The sequence below is a fragment of the Anoxybacillus suryakundensis genome, assembly GCF_001418025.1.
Classification (GTDB): domain Bacteria; phylum Bacillota; class Bacilli; order Bacillales; family Anoxybacillaceae; genus Anoxybacillus; species Anoxybacillus tengchongensis.
Genome location: NZ_LIOK01000004.1, coordinates 76,791 through 103,705 on the forward strand (window position 1 = coordinate 76,791; position 26,915 = coordinate 103,705).

Annotated in this window: 31 protein-coding genes; 1 reads left to right on the plus strand and 30 read right to left on the minus strand. The window is 42.3% G+C overall.

Going from position 1 to position 26,915, the window contains the following annotated elements; translation table 11 throughout:
• Positions 1 to 4 precede the first annotated feature (4 nt).
• The 28 genes from aroA to ASC42_RS04000 form a co-directional block, all read right to left on the minus strand.
• On the minus strand, positions 5 to 1,291 hold the full coding sequence (gene aroA, locus ASC42_RS03865) for a 3-phosphoshikimate 1-carboxyvinyltransferase (RefSeq protein ID WP_055440638.1): 1,287 nt from the start codon (positions 1,289 to 1,291) through the stop codon (positions 5 to 7).
• Positions 1,292 to 1,305: 14 nt separating this feature from the next.
• A complete protein-coding gene (locus ASC42_RS03870) occupies positions 1,306 to 2,409 on the minus strand; it encodes a prephenate dehydrogenase (RefSeq protein WP_055440639.1) in 1,104 nt (367 codons plus the stop codon).
• Complete coding sequence (gene hisC, locus ASC42_RS03875) at positions 2,391 to 3,506, minus strand: histidinol-phosphate transaminase (RefSeq protein ID WP_032099875.1); 1,116 nt, start codon at positions 3,504 to 3,506, stop codon at positions 2,391 to 2,393. The genes ASC42_RS03870 and hisC overlap by 19 nt, the downstream gene beginning before the upstream one ends.
• Complete coding sequence (gene trpA, locus ASC42_RS03880) at positions 3,448 to 4,287, minus strand: tryptophan synthase subunit alpha (protein ID WP_055440640.1); 840 nt, start codon at positions 4,285 to 4,287, stop codon at positions 3,448 to 3,450. Before trpA ends, hisC begins: the two co-directional genes overlap by 59 nt.
• Positions 4,284 to 5,480, minus strand: coding sequence for a tryptophan synthase subunit beta (gene trpB, locus ASC42_RS03885; RefSeq protein WP_055440641.1), 1,197 nt, complete (start codon positions 5,478 to 5,480; stop codon positions 4,284 to 4,286). The genes trpA and trpB overlap by 4 nt, the downstream gene beginning before the upstream one ends.
• The gene (locus ASC42_RS03890; RefSeq protein WP_055440642.1) at positions 5,474 to 6,109 is read right to left on the minus strand and encodes a phosphoribosylanthranilate isomerase; all 636 of its coding nucleotides are present in this window, start codon (positions 6,107 to 6,109) and stop codon (positions 5,474 to 5,476) included. The genes trpB and ASC42_RS03890 overlap by 7 nt, the downstream gene beginning before the upstream one ends.
• Positions 6,106 to 6,867, minus strand: a complete 762-nt coding sequence (trpC, locus tag ASC42_RS03895) for an indole-3-glycerol phosphate synthase TrpC (RefSeq protein WP_055440643.1) — start codon at positions 6,865 to 6,867, stop codon at positions 6,106 to 6,108. The genes ASC42_RS03890 and trpC overlap by 4 nt, the downstream gene beginning before the upstream one ends.
• Positions 6,860 to 7,870 carry an anthranilate phosphoribosyltransferase gene (gene trpD / locus ASC42_RS03900; protein WP_055440644.1) on the minus strand — a complete coding sequence of 337 codons (1,011 nt, stop codon included), beginning with the start codon at positions 7,868 to 7,870 and terminating at the stop codon, positions 6,860 to 6,862. The genes trpC and trpD overlap by 8 nt, the downstream gene beginning before the upstream one ends.
• Positions 7,863 to 9,368, minus strand: a complete 1,506-nt coding sequence (trpE, locus tag ASC42_RS03905) for an anthranilate synthase component I (RefSeq protein ID WP_055440645.1) — start codon at positions 9,366 to 9,368, stop codon at positions 7,863 to 7,865. Before trpE ends, trpD begins: the two co-directional genes overlap by 8 nt.
• Before the next feature lie 175 nt (positions 9,369 to 9,543).
• The gene (aroH, locus tag ASC42_RS03910) at positions 9,544 to 9,924 is read right to left on the minus strand and encodes a chorismate mutase (RefSeq protein ID WP_032099881.1); all 381 of its coding nucleotides are present in this window, start codon (positions 9,922 to 9,924) and stop codon (positions 9,544 to 9,546) included.
• Positions 9,884 to 11,023, minus strand: a complete 1,140-nt coding sequence (gene aroB, locus ASC42_RS03915; protein WP_055440646.1) for a 3-dehydroquinate synthase — start codon at positions 11,021 to 11,023, stop codon at positions 9,884 to 9,886. The genes aroH and aroB overlap by 41 nt, the downstream gene beginning before the upstream one ends.
• Positions 11,023 to 12,192 carry a chorismate synthase gene (gene aroC, locus ASC42_RS03920; RefSeq protein ID WP_055440647.1) on the minus strand — a complete coding sequence of 390 codons (1,170 nt, stop codon included), beginning with the start codon at positions 12,190 to 12,192 and terminating at the stop codon, positions 11,023 to 11,025. The genes aroB and aroC overlap by 1 nt, the downstream gene beginning before the upstream one ends.
• Positions 12,193 to 12,300: 108 nt before the next feature.
• Complete coding sequence (locus tag ASC42_RS03925; protein ID WP_055440648.1) at positions 12,301 to 13,071, minus strand: CheR family methyltransferase; 771 nt, start codon at positions 13,069 to 13,071, stop codon at positions 12,301 to 12,303.
• 97 nt (positions 13,072 to 13,168) lie between these two features.
• Positions 13,169 to 13,615 (minus strand): nucleoside-diphosphate kinase, encoded by a 447-nt coding sequence (gene ndk / locus ASC42_RS03930; RefSeq protein ID WP_055440649.1) that lies wholly within the window; start codon positions 13,613 to 13,615, stop codon positions 13,169 to 13,171.
• 111 nt (positions 13,616 to 13,726) lie between these two features.
• Positions 13,727 to 14,689 carry a heptaprenyl diphosphate synthase component II gene (gene hepT / locus ASC42_RS03935; protein WP_055440650.1) on the minus strand — a complete coding sequence of 321 codons (963 nt, stop codon included), beginning with the start codon at positions 14,687 to 14,689 and terminating at the stop codon, positions 13,727 to 13,729.
• 11 nt (positions 14,690 to 14,700) lie between these two features.
• On the minus strand, positions 14,701 to 15,414 hold the full coding sequence (locus ASC42_RS03940; protein WP_055440651.1) for a demethylmenaquinone methyltransferase: 714 nt from the start codon (positions 15,412 to 15,414) through the stop codon (positions 14,701 to 14,703).
• Between the two features lie 25 nt (positions 15,415 to 15,439).
• Positions 15,440 to 16,090 (minus strand): heptaprenyl diphosphate synthase component 1, encoded by a 651-nt coding sequence (locus ASC42_RS03945; RefSeq protein ID WP_055440652.1) that lies wholly within the window; start codon positions 16,088 to 16,090, stop codon positions 15,440 to 15,442.
• Between the two features lie 60 nt (positions 16,091 to 16,150).
• A complete protein-coding gene (mtrB, locus tag ASC42_RS03950) occupies positions 16,151 to 16,375 on the minus strand; it encodes a trp RNA-binding attenuation protein MtrB (protein WP_003394526.1) in 225 nt (74 codons plus the stop codon).
• A gap of 14 nt (positions 16,376 to 16,389) precedes the next feature.
• A complete protein-coding gene (gene folE / locus ASC42_RS03955) occupies positions 16,390 to 16,953 on the minus strand; it encodes a GTP cyclohydrolase I FolE (RefSeq protein WP_032099890.1) in 564 nt (187 codons plus the stop codon).
• A gap of 110 nt (positions 16,954 to 17,063) precedes the next feature.
• Entirely contained in the window at positions 17,064 to 17,336 is a 273-nt protein-coding gene (locus ASC42_RS03960) for an HU family DNA-binding protein (RefSeq protein ID WP_003394524.1), read from the minus strand.
• Positions 17,337 to 17,595: 259 nt separating this feature from the next.
• Entirely contained in the window at positions 17,596 to 19,074 is a 1,479-nt protein-coding gene (gene spoIVA, locus ASC42_RS03965; protein ID WP_055440653.1) for a stage IV sporulation protein A, read from the minus strand.
• Positions 19,075 to 19,198: 124 nt separating this feature from the next.
• Entirely contained in the window at positions 19,199 to 19,921 is a 723-nt protein-coding gene (locus ASC42_RS03970; protein ID WP_055440654.1) for a hypothetical protein, read from the minus strand.
• A gap of 15 nt (positions 19,922 to 19,936) precedes the next feature.
• Complete coding sequence (locus tag ASC42_RS03975) at positions 19,937 to 20,140, minus strand: DUF2768 domain-containing protein (protein WP_032099893.1); 204 nt, start codon at positions 20,138 to 20,140, stop codon at positions 19,937 to 19,939.
• A 176-nt stretch (positions 20,141 to 20,316) separates the two neighbouring features.
• Positions 20,317 to 21,336 (minus strand): NAD(P)H-dependent glycerol-3-phosphate dehydrogenase, encoded by a 1,020-nt coding sequence (locus ASC42_RS03980; protein ID WP_055440655.1) that lies wholly within the window; start codon positions 21,334 to 21,336, stop codon positions 20,317 to 20,319.
• 12 nt (positions 21,337 to 21,348) lie between these two features.
• A complete protein-coding gene (der, locus tag ASC42_RS03985; protein WP_055440656.1) occupies positions 21,349 to 22,659 on the minus strand; it encodes a ribosome biogenesis GTPase Der in 1,311 nt (436 codons plus the stop codon).
• Between the two features lie 90 nt (positions 22,660 to 22,749).
• A complete protein-coding gene (locus tag ASC42_RS03990) occupies positions 22,750 to 22,932 on the minus strand; it encodes a capping complex subunit for YIEGIA (RefSeq protein WP_032099896.1) in 183 nt (60 codons plus the stop codon).
• A complete protein-coding gene (locus ASC42_RS03995) occupies positions 22,929 to 23,825 on the minus strand; it encodes a YIEGIA family protein (RefSeq protein WP_055440657.1) in 897 nt (298 codons plus the stop codon). The genes ASC42_RS03990 and ASC42_RS03995 overlap by 4 nt, the downstream gene beginning before the upstream one ends.
• Positions 23,822 to 24,421 (minus strand): YphA family membrane protein, encoded by a 600-nt coding sequence (locus tag ASC42_RS04000; protein ID WP_055440658.1) that lies wholly within the window; start codon positions 24,419 to 24,421, stop codon positions 23,822 to 23,824. The genes ASC42_RS03995 and ASC42_RS04000 overlap by 4 nt, the downstream gene beginning before the upstream one ends.
• Positions 24,422 to 24,520: 99 nt before the next feature.
• On the opposite strand from ASC42_RS04000, the gene ASC42_RS13630 reads away from it, so the two are divergent.
• A complete protein-coding gene (locus ASC42_RS13630) occupies positions 24,521 to 24,625 on the plus strand; it encodes a YpzI family protein (RefSeq protein WP_072242658.1) in 105 nt (34 codons plus the stop codon).
• Between the two features lie 45 nt (positions 24,626 to 24,670).
• On the opposite strand, the gene fni is transcribed toward ASC42_RS13630, so the two are convergent.
• Complete coding sequence (fni, locus tag ASC42_RS04005; protein ID WP_055440735.1) at positions 24,671 to 25,723, minus strand: type 2 isopentenyl-diphosphate Delta-isomerase; 1,053 nt, start codon at positions 25,721 to 25,723, stop codon at positions 24,671 to 24,673.
• 13 nt (positions 25,724 to 25,736) lie between these two features.
• Positions 25,737 to 26,876, minus strand: coding sequence for a 30S ribosomal protein S1 (rpsA, locus tag ASC42_RS04010; protein WP_055440659.1), 1,140 nt, complete (start codon positions 26,874 to 26,876; stop codon positions 25,737 to 25,739).
• Positions 26,877 to 26,915: the final 39 nt, after the last annotated feature.

Below are 26,915 nucleotides of genomic sequence, written 5' to 3' on the forward strand. Positions count from 1 at the left end.
AGAATCAGCTTTGCAAGGCATGCAAATGTTCAAAAAATGCCGGATATGACACCGCAATCGCTTCGGGACGTTGGAGAGTGACGTTTCCTTTTGTGATGCATGCTGCGATAGCTAACATCATCCCGATGCGATGATCACCGTAGCTATCAACAATGACATCGTTTGCATAAAGCGGTGTTTTTCCGTGAATAACCATCCCATCCTCTGTCGCTTCGATGTGAGCACCAAGCTTTCGTAACTCGGATACGACCGTAGCAATACGATCTGTTTCTTTTACTTTTAACTCACTTGCATCTGTAATGACGGTCGTTCCTTCTGCTTGTGTTGCTAAAAGCGCAATGATTGGGATTTCATCAATTAATCGTGGGATTATATCTCCTCCGATATGCGTTGCTTTCAACGTTGAAGTACGAACGGTAATATCGGCTACAGGTTCACTTTCTTCATGACGAACATTTTCAATAGAAATATTTGCCCCCATGTCTTTTAATACATCAATAATCCCTGTGCGCGTCGGATTCATTCCGACATGTTTTAATGTAATTTCACTATTTGGGACAATTGCGCCAGCGACTAAAAAGAAAGCTGCGGAAGAAATATCACCTGGCACTTGTATATCAATCGCTTGAAGCGTTTGTCTTCCTGTGACGGAGACGCTTAATCCGTCGACATGCACGTCCGCTCCAAACGCTCTTAACATACGCTCAGTATGATCGCGTGAACGATGGGGTTCAGTAACTGTAGTCGTTCCTTCTGCATGTAAACCTGCAAGCAAAATAGCCGATTTTACTTGTGCGCTCGCAACAGGGGAATGATATGTTATCGGCTGCAATTGGCCACCACGAATGGCTAACGGTGTATAGCGTCCTTGTTCTCGGCCGTCAATGTGCGCACCCATTTGTTTTAACGGTTTTGTGACGCGATCCATTGGTCGTTTCGCAATCGAATCATCTCCGATTAAACAAGCATGGAATGGACAAGCTGCTAAAATGCCTAACAATAAACGTGTCGTCGTCCCTGAGTTTCCGACATTTAATATATGTGTAGGTTCTTTTAAACCGTCAATCCCTTTTCCTTCTACAATCACTTCATTTCCTTGTTGGGTAATTGCTACACCCATTTTTCGAAAACAATCGATTGTACTTAAACAATCTTCACCTGTTAGAAAATTTGTCACCCGAGTTGTCCCTTTCGCCAGCGCACCAAACATAACGGCGCGGTGAGAAATCGACTTATCTCCCGGGATAGCAATCTCTCCTCGCAATGCATGAATATTTGTTTTTAATTCCATCATTCCACCCTCTTTTACACAACGTGCGTTTCATAGTTTGTATTTGCTTCAATACAATGCTTTGCTCGTTGACGGTCATCTTCTGTTTGAAAGCTTAAACGAAGCACACCATAAATATCTTCGCGCGTTTCAATAATACGGATGTTTGTAATACTAATGCGCGCTTTTGCCAAATAACCCGTAATTTCAGAAATAACCCCTGGATAGTCTGGCACATCAACATACAAATCGTAAAAAGAAGGAATCGCTCCTTTCATTCGAACAGGCAACCCATCACGAAACTGTTTCGCTTCATGAAAATATTGATAAATGCGTTCGCTATCACCGTCAGCAACGTATGTGCGGATTTTTTTCATTTCCTCGATCCAACGATCAAACAGCTGCAGCAACTCCTCTTTATTATGTATGAAAATATCACGCCACATTTCCGGATTGCTTGAAGCAATGCGTGTAATATCACGAAATCCACCTGCCGCTAATCGGCTCACAAGTTCATCTTCTCGCTCATACTGCTGTGCTTGATGAACAAGGCTTGCTGCAATGATGTGCGGAAAGTGGCTAATGACGCCAGCAATGCGGTCATGCTCTTTCGGTGTTAATGTAACAAAATGAGCTTTCGTTCCTTCAAGCCAATATTTTAGTCGTATGACATCTTCTTCTTTCACATGTTCCGTTGGTGTTAAAATGTAAAACGCATTTTCAAACAAATGCGCACGCGCAGCTGCCACTCCGCTTTTATGAGAGCCGGCCATCGGGTGTCCACCGATAAACGTCGCTCCTTTTTCTAATAACGGCAACGCTTGTTTGACGATGCGCTCTTTTGTGCTTCCGACATCTGTTACAATGACGTTTGGTCGCAACGGGAGATGAACTAAGTCTCGAAGCAATTGCTCCGTTTGAACGACAGGGGCAGCAAGCACGATGACATCCGCTTCACATGCCCCATGAGCAAACGACGGTACCAATTCATCAATGACACCAAGCGAACGCGCCAAACGCAACGATTCGTCTGATACGTCATATCCGATCATTGTCGCGTTCGGATGCGCTCGCTTTATAGCAAGCGCAATCGAACCACCAATTAAGCCAAGACCGGCAATTAAAATGTTTCCTCGCAAAACTGCTCACTTCTTTCTTTCAACATGTTTGTTAAAACACGAATAATCGTTTCGTTTTGTTCCGGTGATCCGACTGTAATGCGCACAGCGGTCGGAAAACCGAGAGCGCATCCTGAACGAACAATGATGCCGCGTTGAAGCAAATACGTAAACACTTCGTCACCGCTAAAACCGAAATCAATTAAAATAAAATTCCCTTCCGACTTGTAGTAACGCAAGCTATGTTCATCACAAAACGTGTAGAATTGATTTAACCCTTGTTTATTTTGTTGTGCACATTGTTCAATAAATGTTTGATCGTTTAATGCAGCTAATGCTGCCACTTGCGCCAGCCGAGATGTATTAAATGGTTCACGCGCTGGCTCGATTGCTTGTAAAATATGCTCGTGGGCAATGCCATATCCGATGCGGAGCGCTGCTAACCCGTATGCTTTTGAAAACGTGCGTAAAATCATCATATTTTCATATTGTTGAAGCAAAGAAACGGTATTTGGATAATCTTCCGCTTGCACGTATTCATAATACGCTTCATCAACAACGACGAGCACATGTTTCGGTACTTTGTCCAAAAAGGCACGCAAAGAAACGTCATTCACATACGTCCCCGTCGGGTTATTTGGACTACAAATCCAAACGACGCGCGTATGATCATCGATCGCTGCAAGCATCGCTTCTAAATGATGATGCCCGTCTTGAAGAGGAATCTCGCGCACTTCCGCACCTTCAATGACCGCATTATGGCGGTATTGTGGAAACGTCGGCGTAGCCATCACTGTATTCGTCCCTTTTTGTAAAAAGGCGCGACAAACAATTTGAACGATTTCATCCGAACCATTTCCGAAAATGAGTTGCTTTTCATTGACACCAACGTGCGATGCAAGCGCCTCGCGCAACGCTCGGCTATATCCGTCAGGATACAAAGCTAAGTAATCAAGTTCTTTCATAATCGCCTGTTGAGCAAGTGGTGAACATCCGTACGGATTTTCATTTGATGCAAGTTTAATGACCGTTTCTAACCGATATTCACGTTTTACTTCTTCAATCGGTTTGCCCGGTTGATACGGTTTTAGTTGGTTCAGTTGTTGTTTGACTTTCATTTTTCCCCACCCTTTTCAATGGTTCAATAAGTGAAACGACATATTGAGAAAAAGCGATAAGCGCGTTTGGGCGTGTACGGACGTCGTTTAATTCATCTTGTAGCTGTTCAATTTTTTGCACAATGGCGCTACCGATGACGATGCCATCACACACGTGTTGTAGTCGATCTACTTGTTCAGCTGTCGAAATACCGAATCCGACGACAACAGGGACACGGGTATATAATTTCACTTGTTTCAAAAATTCGTGCAATTCCGCCGGCAACGAATCCCGAATGCCCGTTACACCTAACGATGACACGCAATATAAAAACGATTGAGCTTGTGATGCAATCATTGCGATGCGTTCATGAGACGTTGGAGCAACAAGCGAAATATAAGGAATTTTATATGCGTCACCTAATGTTCTCATATACTCGCTTTCTTCAAACGGTAAATCTGGAATGAGTACACCGCTCGCACCGTTTTGTTGCGCTAAAGCAAAAAAGCGTTCTTCTCCTAATTGTAACACAGGATTGTAATACGTAAAGACAATAATCGGAATTTTTACACCTTTTTTTCGCATCCGTCCAATGAGCTCAAGCGCTTTTGTTAACGTCATTCCATTATTCAGCGCTCGGCTCGCTGCTCGTTGAATAATTGGACCATCTGCAAGCGGATCGGAGTATGGTACACCAAGCTCTAATATCGTCGCACCTGCTTTTTCAAGCGCAATCGCTAAATCCATCGTCACGTCTTCAGATGGATCGCCAGCAACGATAAATGGAATAAAATGTTTCATCTCGGCTCATCCCCTTCCAAATAGTTCATGACCGTTTGCACATCTTTATCTCCTCTTCCTGATAAACAAACGAGAATCGTTTCGTTTTTTGGACGAAGAGGGGCGATTTGAAACGCTTTAGCAAGTGCGTGCGCCGATTCGATCGCTGGAATGATTCCTTCTGTTTCTGCAGTCATTTGAACTGCTGCAATCGCTTCTTCATCTGTGACACTTTCATAGCGAACACGACCGATATGTGCTAAATATGCATGTTCTGGTCCGACACCTGGATAATCCAATCCCGCTGAAATCGAATAAGGCTCTGTAATTTGACCATGTTCATCTTGCAATACGTATGTGAGGGAGCCATGAATGACACCTTTTGTCCCTTTTGTTATTGTTGCAGCATGCTCAGTTGTATGCACACCTTTTCCGGCTGCCTCGACACCAATACATTCGACGTCATCCTCTAAAAATGGATGAAACATGCCAATCGCATTACTTCCACCACCAACACAAGCGATGATCGTATTTGGGAGTTTTCCTTCTACTTTTAACATTTGTTCGCGCGCTTCTTCCCCGATAATACGTTGAAATTCACGCACCATCATCGGATACGGATGCGGTCCAACGACAGAGCCAATCATATAAAAATGATCGTCACAATGCTCCACCCAATAACGAATCGCTTCGTTTGTCGCATCTTTTAGTGTACGATTGCCGCTTGTTACGGGAATGACTTGTGCACCAAGCAGTTTCATACGAAATACGTTTAATGCTTGTCGCTTCACATCTTCTTCACCCATAAACACTTTACATTCCATACCAAAACGAGCGGCAACAGTAGCGGCAGCTACTCCGTGTTGGCCAGCACCTGTTTCAGCGATAATTTTTCGTTTTCCCATTCGTTTCGCTAACAACGCTTGCCCAATGGCGTTGTTAATTTTATGAGCACCTGTATGGTTTAAGTCTTCACGTTTAAAGTACATTTTCGCCCCGCCTAATCGTTCTGTCAAGTTTTTTGCAAATGTTAAAGCGGTCGGGCGACCTGAATATTCATATAAATGATGCATATATTCCGCATGAAATGAAGGATCTGACAACGCTTCATGCAGTTGTTGTTCAATATCAGCTAACGGGCGCATTAATGTTTCTGGAACAAACTTTCCGCCAAACATGCCAAAGCGACCACGTTCATTTGGTAATGTTACCATTTCATCACCTTCTGTTCCATTTGTTTTATTTTTTGTTCACTTTTCTGCTCATTTTCTTCAATGCCACTACTAATATCTATACCAAACGGCTCATATGCTAACAGTTGCTCAACATTGTCCGGCGTAATACCTCCAGCGATGAAACAAGGCACACCTTGGTTATATGCTTCTTCCATATAGTGAGGAACATTGCACCAATCAAATGAGATGCCTGTTCCCCCCCACGCTCCTTTTCGTCCGCTATCAATGACAAAACCGTCTGCAATGCCCTTCCATGCGCGCATATATGTCCATGCTTTTGGGGCGTGATGAATGACTTTCCAAACGGGAAGTTGAAACGCCTCTTTTATCTCCTTCACCATCTGGACCGTTTCCATCCCATGACATTGAATAATGGATAATGGAACGTGCTCAAGAACGGAAGCAACGGAACGAATAGTTGGATGAACGAAAACCCCAACGATTTGTTTTGTTTCAAGTTGAACGACAGATAACCATCGTTTTACATCTTTCGATTCGACTTTTCGCTTACTTTCCGCAAACACGAATCCGATATAGTCCGCTTTGCTTTTGGCAATAATTTGAACATCTTGCAACGAACGATTCCCACAATATTTTAAAACGGTCATATTTCACGCTCCCCAAACAATTCATAAACGGCTACATCGACAGCCGGCTTGCGCATAAGCGCTTCACCGACGAGCATCGCATGAGCGCCTGCTTGGCGAACGGTTTGTACGTCATCATATGTGTGAATGCCACTTTCACTAACGATAATGCATGGAGGCAAAAGCGGAACAATTTGTTTTGTCACATGAAGCGATGTGTGAAACGTTGTTAAATCGCGATTATTGATGCCGATCACTTTCGGTGTGAAACGTTTTAAAATCGCTTCTACTGTTTTTTTGGTATGCACTTCTACTAAACATTGCAATCCCATTTCGTGCGCTTCTTCATATAATTCATGCAAAAAACTCGGATCAAGCGCTTCACCAATGAGTAAAATGGCATCTGCGCCAATGCGCACACTTTCGACAAGTTGTTTACGATCAATAATAAAGTCTTTACGTAAAATTGGAATTTGCACGTGTTGTTTCACTTGCGTCACGTATGACCGATGGCCAGCAAAATATTTTTCATCTGTTAAAACGGACACGACATCGGCACCTGCTTGCTCGTATGCACGGGCAATATCAACGACATTCACATGTTGTCGAATGATTCCTTTTGATGGTGACGCTTTTTTCACTTCTGCAATCAATCCTAAAACGCGACGTGGCTTTGCTAAAGCGTCGTAAAACGAACGACGCGGAAGTTGTTCATATGTCTCTGGTAATTGTAACGATAAAACTTCTTCCCTCTTTGTTTGTAAAATGGCTTCAAGCATACATAGCACCTCGCAATCGCTGTAAATATGCATAAGCACGACCCGTTTCAATCGCCCGCTTCGCCATATTCACTCCTTCTTCAATATTCGATGCAACACCAGCAACATATAAAGTAACACCTGCGTTTAGTAAAACGATATTTGTCGCACTTTCATTTGCGCGTTGAGCAAACACACGTTCAATGAGTTGCGCACTTTCGTTTACGTTATGAACGCATATGTGAGACAAACAACCACGCTGTAACCCTACATCTTCTGGTGTAATGATGCGCTCAATGATATGGTCATGTTTGAGTTCAATTAATTGTGTTACCGCACTGATGCTACATTCGTCTAAACCGTCATCGCTTGTGACAAACACGGTATGTTCCGTTCCCACTCGTCGCAACGCTTCAGCCATTTTGCGCGCATCTTTTTTATCATGTACGCCAATGACTTGGCGTTTCGGTCGCGCAGGATTGACGAGCGGACCGAGCAAATTGAATACTGTTCGCATTTTTAAACTTTGACGAACAGAGGCAACATGCTTCATTGCCTCATGATAAAATGGGGCGAATAAAAAAACGAGCCGATGTGTACGTAACGCTTGTTTTGCTTCTTCTTCCGTTTTCGGCATTGGGATTAGGAAATGCTCAATGACATTCGCGCTTCCACTTGTCGACGACACCGCACGATTGCCGTGCTTTGCGACTGCAACATCGAGCGAAGCCACAAGCAAAGCGACGGCTGTCGAAATGTTAAATGTCCCTTTTCCATCTCCACCTGTTCCACACGTATCGATCACTGGTTCGTCGAAAGAAACCGTTCGCATACGTTCACGCATGGCCCGAATAAAGCCAACAAGCTCATCAACCGTTTCACCACGAAACCGCAACAAAACTAAAAAAGCAGCTACTTGTCTTTCATCCGCTTCCCCGCTCATCATCGCATGCATCGCTTCATACGCTTCTTGTTCCGTCAACGTTTGTTGTCCAGCACATTTATGCAAAAACCGTTCAAACATGTCGCTTCCCCCTTTGAAATACGTGCTCTGCAAGCTGAATCGCATGAATTAAAGCGCTCGCTTTATTTCGTGTTTCTTTCCATTCCAATGCAGGCAATGAATCCGCAACGATTCCCGCCCCTGCTTGTACGTATGCTACATTATTTTTTAATACAGCTGTGCGAATGGCTATACACGAGTCAATATTCCCGTCAAAACCAATATAGGCAACCGTACCTGCATATACGTTGCGTGCTGTCGGCTCTAGCTCTTGAATAATTTGCATCGCCCGAATTTTCGGTGCTCCACTCACCGTTCCTGCAGGAAAAGCTGCGATAAGGGCATCAAGCGGATGAACGTCATCACGGAGCGTTCCCGTTACTTTTGAGATTAAATGCATGACGTGTGAAAACTTCCCGATTTGCATAAATTGTGGCGTACGCACCGTCCCATACATAGCAACGCGACCGATGTCGTTGCGTGCTAAATCGACAAGCATATAATGTTCCGCTCGCTCTTTCGGGTCATGAAGCAACTCGTTCATGAGCGCAACATCTTCTTGTTCATTTTTACCGCGGCGACGCGTCCCTGCGATCGGATCAATTTCAAGCTCCCTGTTTCGTACTTGAATGAGCTTTTCTGGGGAGCTACCGACGATGTGTTCTTCACCAATTTTTAAATAAAATAAGTATGGTGACGGATTTAATAAACGTAATAAACGATATAGCTCAAGTCCATCAATGGAAGTTTCAATCTCAAATCGTTGCGACAACACCGTTTGAAACACATCTCCGCTTGCAATGTACGATTGAATGTTTTCAACAGCTCCATAAAACATTTCGCGACCCATATTCGAACGAACTCGGTCAAATGAAACACATATATTTCGGTCGAACATCATATGTGCTTGTTCATCGTAGCCTTGAACCATTTGACGTGCTAGCTCATCGATTCTTCGGCAAGCTGCTTCATATTTTTCTACTTGTTTTGCTTCATCATCTGTTTCCGTTAAACGAACATAATGAATAAGTAATAGCTCTTTCTTTATATGATCAAAGGCAAAAAGTGTTTCACAAACGACAAAATGGACGATTTTCATTTGTAAGTCGTTATGTGCATGATATGGAACTTTCTCAATAGAAGAAATAAAATCGTAGCTTATATACCCGACAGCTCCTCCACGAAACGGAACGTCCAATGATAGCAGTTGAACGTTTAAATGATGTTGCATCATCGCAAACGCTTCTTGAATTGTCGCCGTACACGCGAGCACTTGTTGTTTTTCTTTTACAAAAAATTGCTTGCCGTCATCACTTTCAATCGACATAAACGGACGAATGCCGATAAACGAATAGCGCGACCAAGGGGACATATCGTCTTTGCTCTCAAGCAAAAACGCCGCCTCATCACGTAACGCCACAAATAGCTGTATGGGTTGAAACGTATCTGCAAAAAAACGGCGCACAATCGGAATCGTCCGAAACCGGGAAGCTGTTTGTAAAAATGTAGCTATATTCATGATCGTTCTCCTTTCTTGGAGAATGAACATGAGGGGGAAACAAAGAGGAAAGTAAAAAAGCCTAAAGACGAGCGGCCTTTAGGCGTACGTATCCTAATGATCCTCTGCTCCGCTCTCACTCATTCTCTACTCCACTCAACTCTTACTCCACTCAACTAACTTATAAACCATCATATTATATGTCTGACTTTTTTGTCAACTTTAAATCTGGGCGAAGTTGGATAGCATCGCGTAAATATACGTGATGCATATCTTGTTGCGTTCGATTTGTATGTACGGTCATCATGACGCGAATACATTTTGGTAACGCGTGTGGAACGTTAATTTCACGCATACACATGACGGGCACATACGTCCAGCCGTCCAGATGACGCAACGCTTTTGCTGGAAACGTAGCGTTTAAATCATCGGTCATCGAAATGAGTACCGATACGACGTCTTCTGCTTTCACATCGTTTTGCTGTATCATTTCCGTTAACAATCGCTTCGTTTCATCTATAATTTCTCGTTCATCGTTATCGCTCACAGTCGTTGCCCCGCGAATCGCTCGAATCACATTTTTCCCCTCCTTCTTCGGCAAACACGTATAACCATCTCAATAATTGCTCATCGTCTATACGCTCTACACATACCGTTCCAATCTCTTTCATTAACACCATACGCACCGTTTGATCTTTCGCTTTCTTATCTTTTTTCATTTTTTCGAGCAACCGTTCGGGCGATACGTGCGATGGAAGGGATGTTGGAAACCCGTAATGTTTAAACAGCGTTCGAAAAGATGAATAAAAAAGCGGTTGTTTGTAAAAATGTTCGCTTACAAAAATGGCAAATAGCATACCAAGAGCAACCGCATCTCCATGCGTCATCACCCCATAACCAAGTTCACTCTCTAGCGCATGACCGAGCGTATGACCGAAGTTTAAATGAGCGCGAACACCGTGCTCTTTTTCATCTTTGGCGACAATAGCGGCTTTAATTTCAATTCCTTTTTGAATCGCGTATTGCAAACGGTCACCATGCAAATCATCGAGCTTTTGCACATTCGCTTGTAACCAGCCGAAAAAAACACGATCATAAATTAAAGAGTGTTTAATAATTTCCGCAAAACCTGACCGCATTTCCTGTTCTGGAAGCGTATGAAGCAAAGAAATATCGTAAAAAACGAGTTCAGGCTGATAAAAAGCGCCAATCATATTTTTTCCGAGCGGATGGTTAATAGCCGTTTTCCCACCAACAGCACTGTCATGCGCTAGTAACGTCGTCGGCACTTGAACGAATCGAATGCCACGCATATATGTCGCTGCGACAAAACCTGCTAGATCTCCAACGACCCCTCCGCCAAGCGCAATGATTAATGAATCACGATCGAGACGGTTTGTTAACGCTGCTGTATGACACGCGTAAAACTGTTCAAATGACTTCGCTTCTTCTCCACTTGGAATAATATGCGTATACACACGGTCATATGTTTGTCGAAGAGCTTGTTGCACATCGGCTAAGTAAAGCGAAGCGACTGTTTCATCTGTAATGATAAGGACAGCTGTCACATGTGGACAAATACGATCAATCATGCGATCTATCATATGCAATAATTCATTCCCAATGACAACTTCATATTGTTTCGACGACGTAGCGATGTGAATGCGTTTCATCATTAAAACTCCTTTGCGTACCGGCGCATGTTTTCCACATTCTCTATAATGAGATCGATGCGATCTTGTCCAAATTGTTCGACAATGGCATTTGCAACTTCCCATGCTACAACGGCTTCCGCAACAACGCTTGCAGCTGGAACTGCGCAACTATCTGAACGTTCAATGCTTGCTGCAAACGGTTCTTTCGTTTCAATATCAACACTCATGAGCGGTTTATATAATGTCGGAATCGGCTTCATGACTCCGCGAACAACGATCGGCATGCCCGTCGTCATCCCGCCTTCAAATCCGCCAAGTCGGTTCGTTTTGCGCGTATATCCCATTTCTTTGCTCCATATAATTTCATCGTGCACTTCGCTGCCAAAGCGACGTGCAGCTTCAAATCCGATACCAAACTCAACGCCTTTAAAGGCATTGATGCTAACAATCGCAGCAGCAATTTTTGCATCTAACTTCCGATCATAATGAACATAGCTCCCTACGCCAACCGGAACACCTTCAACAATGACTTCAACAATTCCACCAATCGAGTCGCCTTTTTCTTTCGCTTCATCAATTGCGGCCATCATCTTTTTTTCCGCTTCCGCATCAAAACAACGAACAGGAGATTGTTCTGTCACTCGTTGCAACTCCTCAAGCGATGTATACGCGGTATGTTCCGCCTTTACTCCTCCAATTTCAACGACGTGGCTTGCGATGCGAATACCTAATTCCGATAAAATGCGCTTCGCTACCGCTCCAGCTGCTACGCGCACCGTTGTTTCACGCGCCGAAGAACGCTCTAATACGTTGCGCATATCACGATGACCATACTTGATCGCCCCGTTTAAGTCAGCGTGTCCTGGACGTGGGCGCGTCACTTTTCGTTTCACTTCTTCTGTATCACTAGCGAGCGGTTCGATCCCCATAATGTTCGTCCAATGTTTCCAATCGCGATTTTCAACAACGAGCGTAATCGGAGAACCGAGCGTTTTCCCGTGACGAACACCGCTTAAAATCTTTACTTCGTCTTTTTCAATTTGCATGCGTCGTCCGCGACCATATCCTTTTTGGCGACGCGCTAAATCTTCGTTAATATGCTCCGCCAAAAGCGTCAATCCGGCCGGAACACCTTCAATAATTGTTGTTAATTGTGGACCGTGAGATTCACCAGCTGTTAAGTATCGCAATTCCCTCTCTCCCTTCATCTCTTTAAAGCGATTATGTATGAATATAGCACATTTTTTTGGTGGACGTAACCCCTTAATTGCACAGAAAGCGACCAAGTGCGGTCGCAACTACATTTTTCGATAAAAAAATGTATCTTCCACTTCAAAACCGTATGCCGCCGGATTAAAAATTTGTTCCGTGCTACCGACGAAAAATATTCCTCCAGGTCGAAGAGCGCGATTAAATTTTAAGTACAACTCATGTTTTGCTTCTTCTGTAAAATAAATAAGCACGTTGCGACAAACAATTAAGTCGAAGTTTGTATCAAACGGATCGGCAAGCAAATTATGCTTTTTAAACGTGACCGCTCGTTTAATATCATCGATAATTTTATAGTGAGCCCCTTCTTTAACAAAAAATTTTTTCTTCACATCTTCTGGCACTTCTTGAAGAGAACGTTCCATATAAATGCCAAGCTTCGCGCGAGCCATGGCGTTATCATCAATGTCTGTCGCTAATACACTCACTTGCGATAATGGCATAAATTTAGACAAAATAATCGCTAACGTATATGGCTCTTCCCCAGTTGAGCAAGCGGCACTCCAAACTTTCAATCGTTTATTTTTTTCAAGAAGTTTCGGAATAATTTTTTTCTCTAGCACTTCCCATCGTTTTGCATTTCGGAAAAATTCAGATACGTTAATCGTCATGCGATCTAAAAACTCATGAAACAACGCTTGATCATGATTCATTGCCCGAAAAAATTCATCAAAATTTTTAAATCCTTTCTTTTCATAAAGAGAAGTTAAGCGCCGTTTCATTTGCGCTTCTTTATATAACGCTAAATCAATACCTGTTTTTCGTTTCACGTTTGCAATAAATTGTTGATAATCACTCATTCTAAAAACTCCTCTTCCTTTTCTTTCATACATACAGTATAACGAAAATGTGAAAAAACAGGAATAAAAAAATAAAGATAGGCATGCGCCTACCTTTTTAGTATATCCACTCGTTCATTAGCTTGTTGTAAGAAACGAGTTCTTCTTCTTTGAAAAATAGTTGAATTTCGCGCGCAGCGCTCTCTTTTGAGTCAGAACCGTGAATGATATTTTTTCCGACAGTTAAGCCGAAATCACCGCGAATAGTGCCTGGTAACGCTTCTTGTGGGTTTGTTTTTCCCATCATTTGACGAGCTGTTGCGATAACGTTCTCGCCTTCCCATACCATCGCAAATACTGGACCGGACGTAATAAATTCAACGAGCTCACCGAAAAAAGGACGCTCTTTATGTTCTGCATAATGTTGTTCAGCAAGTTCACGCGATACTCGCATCAACTTTGCTCCGACAAGCTGAAAACCTTTGCGCTCAAAGCGAGCAACGATGTCACCGATGACACCGCGCTGTACCCCATCTGGTTTGACCATTAGAAATGTTCTTTCCATGACGAATTCTCCACCCCTGATACGTTATGTATTGGAATTGACTCCTCCGCAATTATACCATTTTGTATGCAAGTTAGCAATATTCGCCATGAAAACGTTTTAATTTTTCTTTTAATATTTTCGCTTTCCGATATATTTCGCAATGTTATAAAGTGCTGTCCAAGCGCGATTGCGCGGCAATTTTTGTAACGTATCAAGCGCTTTTTGCAAATAGCGATCCCCGAGCTCATACGACTTTTCGATTGCATTTGTTTGCTTAATGCGATCAATGACATTTGCCATTTCAAGATTTGTCGTATGTTCGTTTACTTTCATAATTTGTTCTTTCAATGTTCGTTCCCTCATGGCATACAAAACAGGGAGCGTTACATGACCTTGCGATAAATCGCTGCCTGCTGGCTTACCGAGTTGCTTTTCTGTCCCAATAAAATCAAGAATATCATCTGTAATTTGAAACGACATACCGACGTAATAACCGAACCAATACAACTTTTTATGGACAGCTTCAGGCGCTCCTGCCACGACAGCGCCGAGTTGGCAACTTGCTGCAATGAGCAACGCGGTTTTTCTCTTAATTCGTTGCAAATAACGACGTAAATTTTGATCAAATCGGTATTTGTCGCTAATTTGTTCAATTTCTCCTCGACATACTTCAACAATGGTGTTTGCTAAAATGTGATGAGCGACTGGATCATCGATTTCACACATTTGCTCAAGCGCTCGGGCAAACAAATAGTCACCAACGTACATGGCGAATCGATCGCCCCATTTCGCTTGAATCGTCTCCTTTCCACGTCGCAACATCGCCCCATCAATCACATCATCATGGACAAGGGAAGCCATATGAATGAGTTCAAGAGCAACAGCTACCCGCTTCATCTTCTCAAAATGATACGTACCAAATTGTCCGCCAAGCAAAACAAACACCGGACGAATGCGCTTTCCTCCCGCTTCGAGCAAATGTAACGATGCTTCGTTGACGAGCGGATCGGACGTTTGCACCGTTATTTTTAATTGTTCTTCGATTCGGTTTAAATCTCCATTCAAAAACGAATACATCGCTTTTAGTTTCATCACTATTCACCTTAACGTCTATCAGGTTTATGTCCGAGATGCATCGCTGCCACTCCAAACGTATACGGTTTCACTTGTACGTCCACGAAACCGGCTTGACGAAACATATTCGCTAACTCATCCATTCCCGGAAATTCGCGTGCTGACTCTTGTAACCACGAGTATTCTTCATAACTTTTCGCGAAAATTTTCCCAAAAAAGGGCATAATATAGCGAAAATAGGCATAGTACAGTTGCCGAAAACCGATAAGCGTTGGCTGTGACGTTTCTAGACAAACGACTTTTCCGCCTGGCTTTGCTACACGATACATTTCTTTTAATACCGTCATATAGTCAGGAACGTTACGCAATCCAAAGCCGATCGTCACATAGTCGAACGTATCATCAGGAAACGGTAAACTCATCGCATTACCATGGACAAGCATAACGTGTTGAAAACCGTGCTCTTTTACTTTTTCTTCCCCAACTTTTAACATATTGCGACTAAAATCAAGCCCATACACTTCACCGCTAGGTCCAACGGCTTCGGCTAACGCGATTGTCCAATCTGCCGTTCCGCAACATACATCGAGCGCTTTCGCTCCCTTTTGTACATTCATTCGTTTCATCGTATCTTTTCGCCATGCGACATGACGTTTAAAACTAATGACTGAATTCATCCGATCGTAATGATCAGAAATTTTTTCAAATACACGATGCACACGTTCTTCTTTCGACTGTTGCATAAAAATCCCCTTCTTTCAACTGAAATCAAACGAGGAGATGAGAGAATCGCTCTTTTACTTCTTCGTGCACATGAAACGGGAGAAGATCTTGCAATTTTCGCTGACAGTGATCGATATAATCTATTAACGCTGTCGATTTCGCTCCATCACGATGAACACGTTTTAACGAGAACAAGTAATACGCTAATTCTCCCCACTCATGAGCATGCACATGTTCCGCAAGCTGACGAAGCAAAGCGGATTCAATAACAGCGATGCAATGAAAGCGTTCAAGATCATTCGACGACAGTTGCTGCAGGCGAATTTTTTGTATATTGATCTCTTTAATCGCTTCGGCAAAGCGACGAATGAGTGAAATGTCATGTCGTCGCGCTAAAAATTCGTAGTACAATCCACTATATAAATCTCCGGCAAGCACCGTTAATTGCCTTTGTTGCATCATTTGTTGCTCATCTACTTCATCATGGGTGTCAAGGGCGAGTTGAATTAACATCATGGCAAACACGTAATCGAGTGCGATGTTTTCTTCCACTTGAGCGGAACGTAACATATAAAGAGCAAACGATATGCGATCTTCATCTATGATGCGTGGTTGTATATAGCGATCTACATACGAATGGGCAATTGCCTGTTGAATGCGCGTCTTTACTTGTTCGATTTGCTGTTGTATATCCATGACTCATCACCCTTGCTTCCCAAAAACTCAAACTTTATTATATCATAAACCTTCTTCACGTTAACGATGATTTTTCGCATCAGACTGGATTTCGCCATGTTGCGTTTGAATAAGTGCTTTTCCACGCACTTTAATCGCTGATGTATGCTCTGTAAATTGGGCAATAAGCACTTCCCCTTGATCAAGCTTTTCAGAATGATGGAAACGCGTATCCGAACCACGCGTCAACCCGATGACATTCACTCCGTCTTCTAACGCTTTAATTACAACATAATCGCCTTGCATCGTAATAACCCCTCCTATTTAATAAGCGCTAATATTTCCGCGCGAGCTTTGTCATCTGTTTCTAGCGTTCCACGTACTGCCGTTGTAACTGTTTTCGCTCCTGGTTTTTTCACGCCACGCATCGTCATGCACATATGTTCAGCCTCTACAACAACCATCACTCCATGTGGTTCGAGCGTCTCCATAATGGCGTCAGCTACGGTTGCCGTAATTCGCTCTTGTAACTGCGGACGTCGCGCGACTGTTTCGACCGTCCTTGCTAGTTTGCTTAATCCTGTCACTTTGCCGCCACGCGGAATGTATGCAACATGAGCAACACCGAAAAATGGAACGAGATGATGTTCACACATCGAATAAAATGGAATGTCTTTGACGAGGACAAGTTCTTCATGATCTTCACTAAATACCGTTTGTAAGTGTATTTTCGGATCTTCGTTTAAACCTGAAAACACTTCCGCATACATTTTTGCTACCCGCTTCGGCGTATCAAGTAAACCTTCACGATTTGGATCTTCACCGATAGCTTCTAAAATTAAGCGGACTGCCTGTTCGATTTGTTCTACATTCATTTGTTGCATCCTCCTAGCATTCAACTTCACGTAATCCGATTCTAGCATATAAAGATGAAAAAAGGCAAAAAAGAAGAGGTAGCTCGCAACCGGCTACCTCTTTGGCTGTATGTAATTTCTTACTTTACAGCATCTTTTAACGCTTTCCCAGGTTTGAAAGCAGGAACTTTGCTTGCAGCAATTTCGATTTCTTCTCCTGTTTGCGGGTTGCGTCCTTTGCGCGCCGCACGCTCACGCACTTCGAAGTTACCAAAACCGATTAATTGCACTTTATCACCGTTTTTAAGCGCTTCTGTAATCGCATCAAAAACCGCATCAACTGCTTTAGATGCATCTTTTTTAGAAAGGCCGCTTGCTTCAGCTACCGCGTTGATTAATTCCGTTTTGTTCATGCCATTCACCTCCTCCCAAAGCGTATGTATTATACATTACTTTCAGTTGTTTACACTTTCTATTGTTTCTATACATTAACATGCCTTATATTAACTGATTCTTGCTCATAATTCAACATTTTTTCAGCAAAATCATGCAATTTGCCTATTATTCTCCAACGAGTCTAACATTTTCTGAATAAAGATTATCATATCGCTCTTTTTCACTGCAAGAAAAAATTTTCGTTTCAAAGCAAAAAAGACCCCAAATGGAGTCTTTTTATAATATAATGGCAATCAGTCCACCAGATCCTTCGTTAATGATGCGCTCTAACGTTTCTTTTAGTTTGTAACGGGCATTTTCAGGCATAAGCGCCAACTTTGCTTGAATGCCTTCCCGAACAATGGAACTGAGCGAGCGGCCAAAAATATCAGAATTCCAAATGGAAAGAGGATCATCTTCAAAATCTTGCATCAAATAACGGACGAGCTCTTCACTTTGTTTTTCTGTTCCAATAATTGGTGCAAACTCTGATTCCACATCGACTTTAATCATATGAATGGATGGGGCAACGGCTTTTAGTCGAACACCAAAACGAGAGCCTTGGCGAATAATTTCCGGTTCATCTAAGCTCATATCAGAAAGTGACGGAGCAGCGATACCATAACCTGTTTGTTTCACCATGCGAAGCGCATCAGCGATTTGATCGTATTCTGCTTTCGCATAAGCAAAATCTTGCATCAATTGCAGCAAATGATCTTTTCCGCGAATGTCAACACCGACAACTTCTTTTAAAATTTGATCGTACAATTCGTCCGGCGCGTATAAATCAATTTCTGCAATGCCTTGCCCCATTTCAATACCAGCTAAACGAGCTTCATCAATAAAGTCATATTCGCTAAATTGTTGCACGACGCGGTCGACATCGCGTAATCGCTTAATATCTTTTACTGTATCGCGCACTGCATCTTGATAACTTTCACGCAACCAATGATTTTCGCGCAACACCATAACCCAGTTTGGTAAATTGACGTTCACCTCTAATACTGGAAACTCATATAATGCCTCACGGAGCACTTGATATACATCTGTTTCACGCATTCCTTCTACACTTAATGCTAACACCGGAATATCGTATTTTTCGCTTAATTGTTGCTTTAACATTTCTGTTTCTGGATGTTGCGGACGTACTGTATTAATAATCATAATAAACGGCTTACCTACTTCTTTTAATTCGTTGACGACACGTTCTTCCGCTTCGATATAATTTTCGCGCGGAATTTCTCCAATCGAACCATCCGTTGTAATGACCACGCCGATCGTTGAATGTTCTTGAATGACTTTTCTCGTGCCAATTTCGGCTGCTTCTTGAAACGGAATCGGCTCTTCATACCATGGTGTGTGAATCATACGTGGTCCGTTTTCATCTTCAAAACCTTTTGCCCCTTGGACTGTATAACCGACACAATCTACAAGACGAATATTCACTTCTAGTCCATCGTCTACTTTCACTTTTACCGCTTGATTCGGAACAAACTTCGGCTCTGTCGTCATGATCGTTTTTCCAGCTGCACTTTGTGGCAGTTCATCTTGTGCCCGCGCTTTATCTGCTTCGTTTTGAATATTCGGAATGACAACAAGTTCCATAAACTTTTTAATAAATGTCGATTTGCCTGTTCGAACAGCACCGACAACTCCTAAATAAATATCTCCGCCTGTTCGTTCAGCAATATCTTTAAAAAGATCGACCTTTTCCAACTGCCTTCCCTCCCTTATATTTGAAACATATGAGGACACTATATGCATATGTTGTTGTCCTATTTGTTTATGACTAAAAAAATCCCTTCTCTAAAATGTATTTGTTTAGAGAAGGGATCATGACTTATTTCACAAGAAAAATTGGCTCTTTTTTCTTTTCATCAATCGTATAAGGGAGGGAATAAGCAGGTACAAAAAGCGAATGCTTGACAAGCAAGTCGCGAATATCATCTCCATACCGATAGTGATGCGCTTCTGTTTGCAGTTTTTCGTATAAATCAATACGGTAATCAATATAAATTTCCCCTTTGCCATCGATGATGAGAGGAAGGTTTTTTCCGGAATACGGGCTAACGACATGGGGAGGCGCATCTAAACGAAGCTTCTTGTAATCGAGCGTAAATACACCTTTCGCCAACACGTCTTTAAATGGCGGGTAACCATGGGCGTCTTGATACATACGAATACGCAATTTTAAATCACGAATCGCCTCTGCGGCACGTAAATCGAGCAATTTCACTGTCGGATTTGTTTCGACATCAACGAGAACGTATTGATATACGCCACCGCTTTCAAATGCATTTCCTGGCGGCTCTGCCATATATCGTGGCACAAGCATGTTGAAATCAATCGGATATTTTTGATAAATTGGCGTAGACATATCACGTGTTTTAATTGGTAGTAAACCACCTGTCGCTTGTCGATATTCATTTACTGCTTGTTGCACACGCTCGACTTGTTCTTTATACGGAATTTGGTTTTGTGCTAATCGCTCTTGTGGATATAAACATCCAGATAACATCATCGATACGACAACGACCATTGCAGAAATTAGCCACTTTTTCATTATTCATCCATCCTTTTATTCTTGCACCGGTCCGCTAAATACGACAAATACAATAATGAGACCAGCGATAATCATACTTATGTATGCAATTGTCGCTAAAACGATTTTAATGACCTTATTTTTTACCTTATATCGACTAAAATAAATCGAAAATACAGAGACAAACATCAATCCAATTCCTGTTAATGAAATCCACATTTTTAAAAGACCCGGCGACATCTCTCTCCCTCACTTTCTATAATAATGGCTGCATAAAAAAGCTGAAGTAAAGCGGGGCGTCTTTACTTCAGACGATGACTAAACATGCACCATCCATTCAAGTCTGAGAATGTTTTCATAGCATTGTATGCAATATAAATAACAAAGCGCTCTTCACATGCCCATTTCAAAGAAAATTATAGCGAAATGTTTGCCAAATCTTCAAGTTCTGACGTTTTTCCACGAGCCATCAACGAATCTACTGCACTTTTTACATCTTTTCCGTTAAATAATACATCGTAAAGTGCATTTGTAATCGGCATATCCACATTCATTTTTTTCGCTAACTGATAGGCAGCTTTTGTCGTTCGCACACCTTCAACAACCATTCCCATATTTGCTAGCACATCATCAAGCGCATATCCTTTTCCAAGCATATTTCCTGCGCGCCAGTTGCGTGAATGGACGCTTGTACATGTGACAATTAAATCACCAATTCCTGTCAACCCGGCAAACGTAAGCGGGTTGGCACCAAGTCGACTACCGAGGCGAGCCATTTCCGCAAGCCCGCGCGTCATAAGCGCTGCTTTCGCATTATCCCCGTAACCGAGTCCGTCGGTAATTCCTGCTGCTAATGCAATAATGTTTTTTAATGCCCCGCCAATTTCTACTCCGATTAAATCTGGGTTTGTATATACGCGAAAATATTGGTGATTCATAAACAAATCTTGAATGCGCTCCGCTGCATCCATATTTTTCGATGATACGGTCACCGTTGTCGGATGACGTAAACTCACTTCCTCGGCGTGACTTGGACCTGATAAAACGACAACATCTTGCAACCGTTCTCCCATTTCTTCTTCAATAATTTCTGAAATACGTTTATTTGTATCTGGTTCAATACCTTTGCTAACCGAAACGACCGTAATCGGCTGTTCTTTACACGCGCGAACACGCTGCAACACATCGCGAATCGCTTTTGTCGGAACAGCTAATACGACCGTTTCAATCCCTTCCAGTGCTTTGGCAAGATCTACATAACCGACAATCGTTTCAGGAAGATGAATATTCGGTAAATATTTCTCATTCGTATGTTTTTCGTTAATTTCATCAATTTGCTCTTGGCGCTGTCCCCAAAGTCGAACGTCGTGTCCATTATCAGCAAGAACGATCGCCAAAGCCGTGCCCCAACTACCTGCACCTAATACTGCAACCATCTAGTCACCCCCTTAATTTTTCGGACGTGCAATGATTTTGATTGGCGTTCCTTCAAATCCGAACGTATCACGAATACGGTTTTCTAAAAATCGCTCATACGAAAAATGCATAAGTTCAGGATCGTTGACAAATACGACAAATGTCGGTGGTTTTACTGCAACTTGTGTCATGTAGTAAATTTTTAATCGTTGGCCGTTATGTGTCGGTGTCGGATTCATCGCAATTGCATCCATAAGCACTTCATTTAATACGTTCGTTTGGACGCGCATTGCATGATATTCGCTTACCATTTGAATAACCGGTAGCAACTTGTGCAATCGTTGTTTCGTTTTGGCAGAAACGAATACGACGGGAGCATAATCAAGAAATTGGAAATGATCACGAATTTTTTTCTCGAATTCATTCATTGTCTTTTCATCTTTTTCAATCGCATCCCATTTATTCACAACAATGACGACACCACGGCCGGCTTCATGTGCATATCCAGCAATTTTTTTATCTTGTTCAATAATGCCTTCTTCGGCGTTAATGACGACAAGCACAACATCAGAACGCTCAATGGCTTTTAATGCACGCAACACACTATATTTTTCGGTACTCTCATACACTTTTCCTCTTTTGCGCATCCCCGCTGTATCAATAATGACATATTCTTGTCCGTCTCGCTTAAATGTCGTGTCGATTGCATCCCGCGTCGTTCCTGCTATATCGCTAACAATGACCCGTTCTTCTCCTAAAATTGCATTAACAAGAGATGATTTCCCAACATTCGGGCGACCGATTAAACAAAACTTAATGACATCGGCATCGTATTCTTTCGTTTCACGCTTAGGAAAATGCGCAACGACTGCATCTAACAAATCTCCGATTCCTAATCCATGCGTACCTGAAATCGGAATCGGCTCTCCGAATCCAAGCGTATAAAAATCGTAAATGTTTTCACGCATGTCTGGATTGTCAATTTTATTTACAGCCAAAACAACTGGTTTATTCGAGCGATATAAAATTTTCGCTACTTCTTCGTCCGCTGCTGTGACACCGTCACGACCATTCGTCATAAAAATAATGACGTCCGCCTCGTCAATTGCAATTTCAGCTTGTTGACGAATTTGCGTTAATAAAGGTTCATCACCGATATCAATTCCACCGGTATCAATAATGTTAAACGTTGTATTTAACCATTCTGCGCTACTATAAATCCGGTCACGTGTCACTCCCGGCACATCTTCTACAATCGAAATACGTTCCCCAACAATACGATTAAAAATCGTCGATTTCCCAACATTTGGACGACCAACGATCGCTACAACTGGTTTCGACATATTCTCACACTCCTTCACTAAAATTCGAAACCCGAACAAAAAAGAAGCCCTTCCACTGAAGGGGCTAGCTTTCCCATTTTATCAAAAAAATCAATGTTTCACAATAATGAGCAAATCGTCGCTTAATGCGTGAGCAATGCCGTCTAAAATCGCCTCTAAATTGGCTGCGATGCGCTGCATTTCTTCATCATTTTCACAAACGAACGTCATCCCGCCAGCCACTTTATGTGGTGACGTCGTAATGACAGCTAAAATCATTTTTTCTACAGTCATCTTAACACCTTCCCTGCTCGATTCGTTTCGGATTTCGTTGGCATGCGAATCGCATTTTCTAACGTCGGTACGTTACGAATGATCGCTTTAGCTTTTTCGACATCTTTTTCTTGAGGTAAAATGAAAATGCCGACTCGGCCATCATCCAAATCGCGCTTAGCAAGCGGTACAAGCGCTGGTGTGCCGGAATCGCGATACACACCTAACGCCGTTGAAATATCATGCAAAATCGCTTGACGCTGTCCGAGATTTGCAATGGTTGAGCGAGCGTTAAAGTTTTTCGGTTTTAAAATAAATCCCATGCCGTATCGTAAAATTTCTTCGCGCCGTGCTTCTAACCCGATATTCATCATATAAATATTGTCGACATACAATCCAGCTCCTTTAAAATGCGGCTTCACGTATTCCACTTCGACAATATCCCCAAGCCGACTACCAGACATTAGTTTACGCGCAACGATAAATGAAATGACAGCCGCAACAAGCCCAAGCCATACATTCCAAACTAAGTAAGCAAACGTGCTTAAAAATGATGAAAAAATAACTAAATAGTTTCTCCCTTCAAAAACGATCGCAATTCCTTCAATATACGTCTTGCCTCGCGGGACGAGCTCATATTGATCAAGCTCATTTAACGTATTTCGTTCCATGTTGCGCACATCGCGAAACTGAGAGGCAGCTAATGCTAAAAATGTAATGGCTGCAAACTCTTTTTCCATAATAGCTGGGACCGCAATCGTTCCGAGCCCAGCTGCAATAAACCCTAAAGCAATATGAATAATTTTCCCGTGTAAATAAGTCGGATATTGACGGTAGTCTGTTTTTAATAAATACAGTCTCGTTAATATACCAATCGTTACGCCAAATAAAATCGGATACGTATATTCGTTCACGTCTTAACCTCCTTTACCCGCTTTTGAAATCGTCCATCGATATACATAGGTAATTGTTCAAGCCATTTCCATAAAAATAAACATGCTGTTGCTAACGCCCAGCCATCTAAAAAAGAAAGGGAACCGATCAAATGAGGAAAAGAAAATTGCTTTAACACAAATGCATATAAAAAATCACCTTGACAACACCCGACCGTCAACACAAGTAAGCGATCATAAAATGAGCGATAGAAGGCAGACAATGCAAACAAAAGTGCGAAAGCTAGTAACCATCTCGCTTCAATAAACACCCAAATCGGGTCGAACAATAATAGAAAATGAAATGCGGCATACAACATGGTCAAACTTGCACTTGCGAATGCAAAATAAACGAATATCGCTCCCTTTTGTTTCATTACGAAAAAGTAACTAACAATAAGCATAAGTATGTAAGTAAGTGAAATGTGAAACGAAAAAATGGTTACCTCATGAATAGATAATGTAATTAACAATAAAACATATAGACAAATCGATAGACGAACGCGATTTTTCGGGGCAAAAAATGTGTAAACAATCCATAAAAACCAGGAAATCCAATAAAAATAACCTCCTTCCACCGTCACACCTCCACTTTCCATTATGTCTTATTTTTAAAAATTTAATCTCTGCATGTAAAAAAAGAGAACGGACAAAATAAAAAACAAGGAGGGATATAGATGGGGAAAGATCGCCAAGAGAAGAAGTTAAAGCAATCACGTCGCGTTGAATCAGATCGTGATCCAGCGAAAAATTTTAAAGGGAGCACAAAAATAGAAACATAACGATCTACACAAAAAAGGTGCCCCGTCTTTTTTCGGGACACCTTTTTATGAGCGCTGACTATAACGCGTCGTTTCGACGCCGCGTTCGCGCAACCAATGATGCGTTTTTCCTGTAATAACGAGGGGTGCTTTCTGTAAGTCGGCAATCGTTGCAGTACCAAGTGCAGTCATGATGAGTGTTAAGTCTTCATGCAAACGATGAATTTCGGCCATTAATGCCTCTATGCCTTGCTCGATTAACATACGCAACATATAACCTGCCATGCCTACCGCAGAAGCACCGAGTGCAATACATTTGGCCACATCGAGTGCATCTTGTACTCCTCCGCTTCCAATAATGCTTATACGCTGCACTTCGGACGCCACTTCCGCAATCGATGCTGTCGTCGTTATTCCCCATTCGTTAAAATACGCAAGCTGTTTTTCACGCCGCTTATTTTCAATTTGTGCAAAATTTGTGCCTCCAAAGCCTCCGACGTCAACAGCACATACACCTACATTTTCTAGCGCTCGTGCCGTCTCTTTGCTCATTCCAAATCCGACTTCTTTGACGATCACAGGCACATCGACGGCAGAAACAATTTGTTCAATGCGTGAAAGCGCTCCACAAAAATTACGATCCCCTTCAGGCATAACTAATTCCTGAACAACATTTAAATGAATTTGAAGTGCGTTCGCTTCGATCATATCAACGGCACGCTTTGCCTCGTCAACCGTTGCTTCGCTGCCTAAGTTAGCGAACACAATGCCATGTGTATTGACTTTTCGAATAATTGTAAACGACTGTCGCTCTCGTTCATCTTTTAAAGCGGCCATTTGTGAGCCAACGGCCATAGCCACGCCACATTGCTTCGCAATATAGGCGAGCTGCTCGTTAATTTTTGTCGTTTCGTCGCCCCCGCCACCTGTCATCGCATTAATGAAAATCGGCGAACGTAATGAAAGTTCGCCGATGTTTGCTTGTAGATCGATATGAGCAGTGGATATATTCGGCAAGCTATTATGCACAAATGTAATATCTTCAAATCCGTGCAAGCGACGTTGTCCTGTTACAAGAGCGTATTCAATATGTTGTAATTTTCGTTTTGCACGTTCCACTGCGATCACCATTTTATTTTAATTTTTTTAACTGCTCTCCAATTACTTCGCCAATTTGAAATCCTGTCGTCGTTTCTGTTGAAGTTGTATATTCACGATAATCTTCTTGTACATCATCTTCAAGCAACTCTCGAATGCTTAATGATAATCGTTTCTCTTGTTCGCTGACAGCAAGAACTTTTACTTTTACGACATCGCCTTCTTTTAACACTTCATGCGGCGTGCCAATATGTTTCGTTGAAATTTGAGAAATATGAACAAGGCCTTCGACTCCTGGGAGCACTTCGACAAACGCTCCGAATGGGGCTAAACGTTTGACTGTGCCTTCTAATACGTCGCCTTCTTTTATTTTTTGTTCAATGCCGTCCCAAGGAGCTGGAAGTGCAGCTTTCATTGATAAAGAAACGCGTCCGCTTTCCTCATCAATCGCAAGCACTTTCACCTTTACAACATCGCCTTCGTTTACGACGTCTGACGGATGATCTACACGTGTATGAGCAAGTTGAGAGATATGTACAAGACCATCAATGTCGCCAATATTGACAAACACGCCAAAGTTGGCCATACGTACCACTGTTCCTTCAAGCACTTGACCGACTTGAAGCGACTGTAATACGGCTTTCTTTTTCGATGATTGTTCTTCTTCTACAACCGCGCGATGTGATAAAACAACGCGATTTTTGGCACGGTCAAGCTCTACAACTTTCACAGTTAATGTACGTCCTTTATAGTCTGTGAAATCCTCGACAAAATCTTTTTCAACAAGCGAAGCCGGAATGAATGCACGGACGCCAACATCCGCCACAAGTCCACCCTTTACAATATCTTTTACAACCACATCAAACGTTTCACCATTTGCGTGTTTTCGCTCGAGATCTTCCCATGCTTTTTCTGCATCTGCAGCTTTTTTCGATAAAATAAGGGCTTCATCTTCTACTTTTTTCACTTGTGCAATCACTACATCTCCGACTGCAAGTACATCGCTTGCTTTCTCGATATGAAGGCTTGATAGCTCACTAATTGGGATAATACCAACTAGCTTGCTTCCCTCGACATCTACAAGCACTTGCTTGTCTTCTACTTTTGTTACTTGACCTTTCACTGTGTCGCCTACTTCATAGACACGCACATCAACTTGATTCATCTCTTCCATAGTGAATACCTCCTTACACTCCACACCTGCTCGACGACA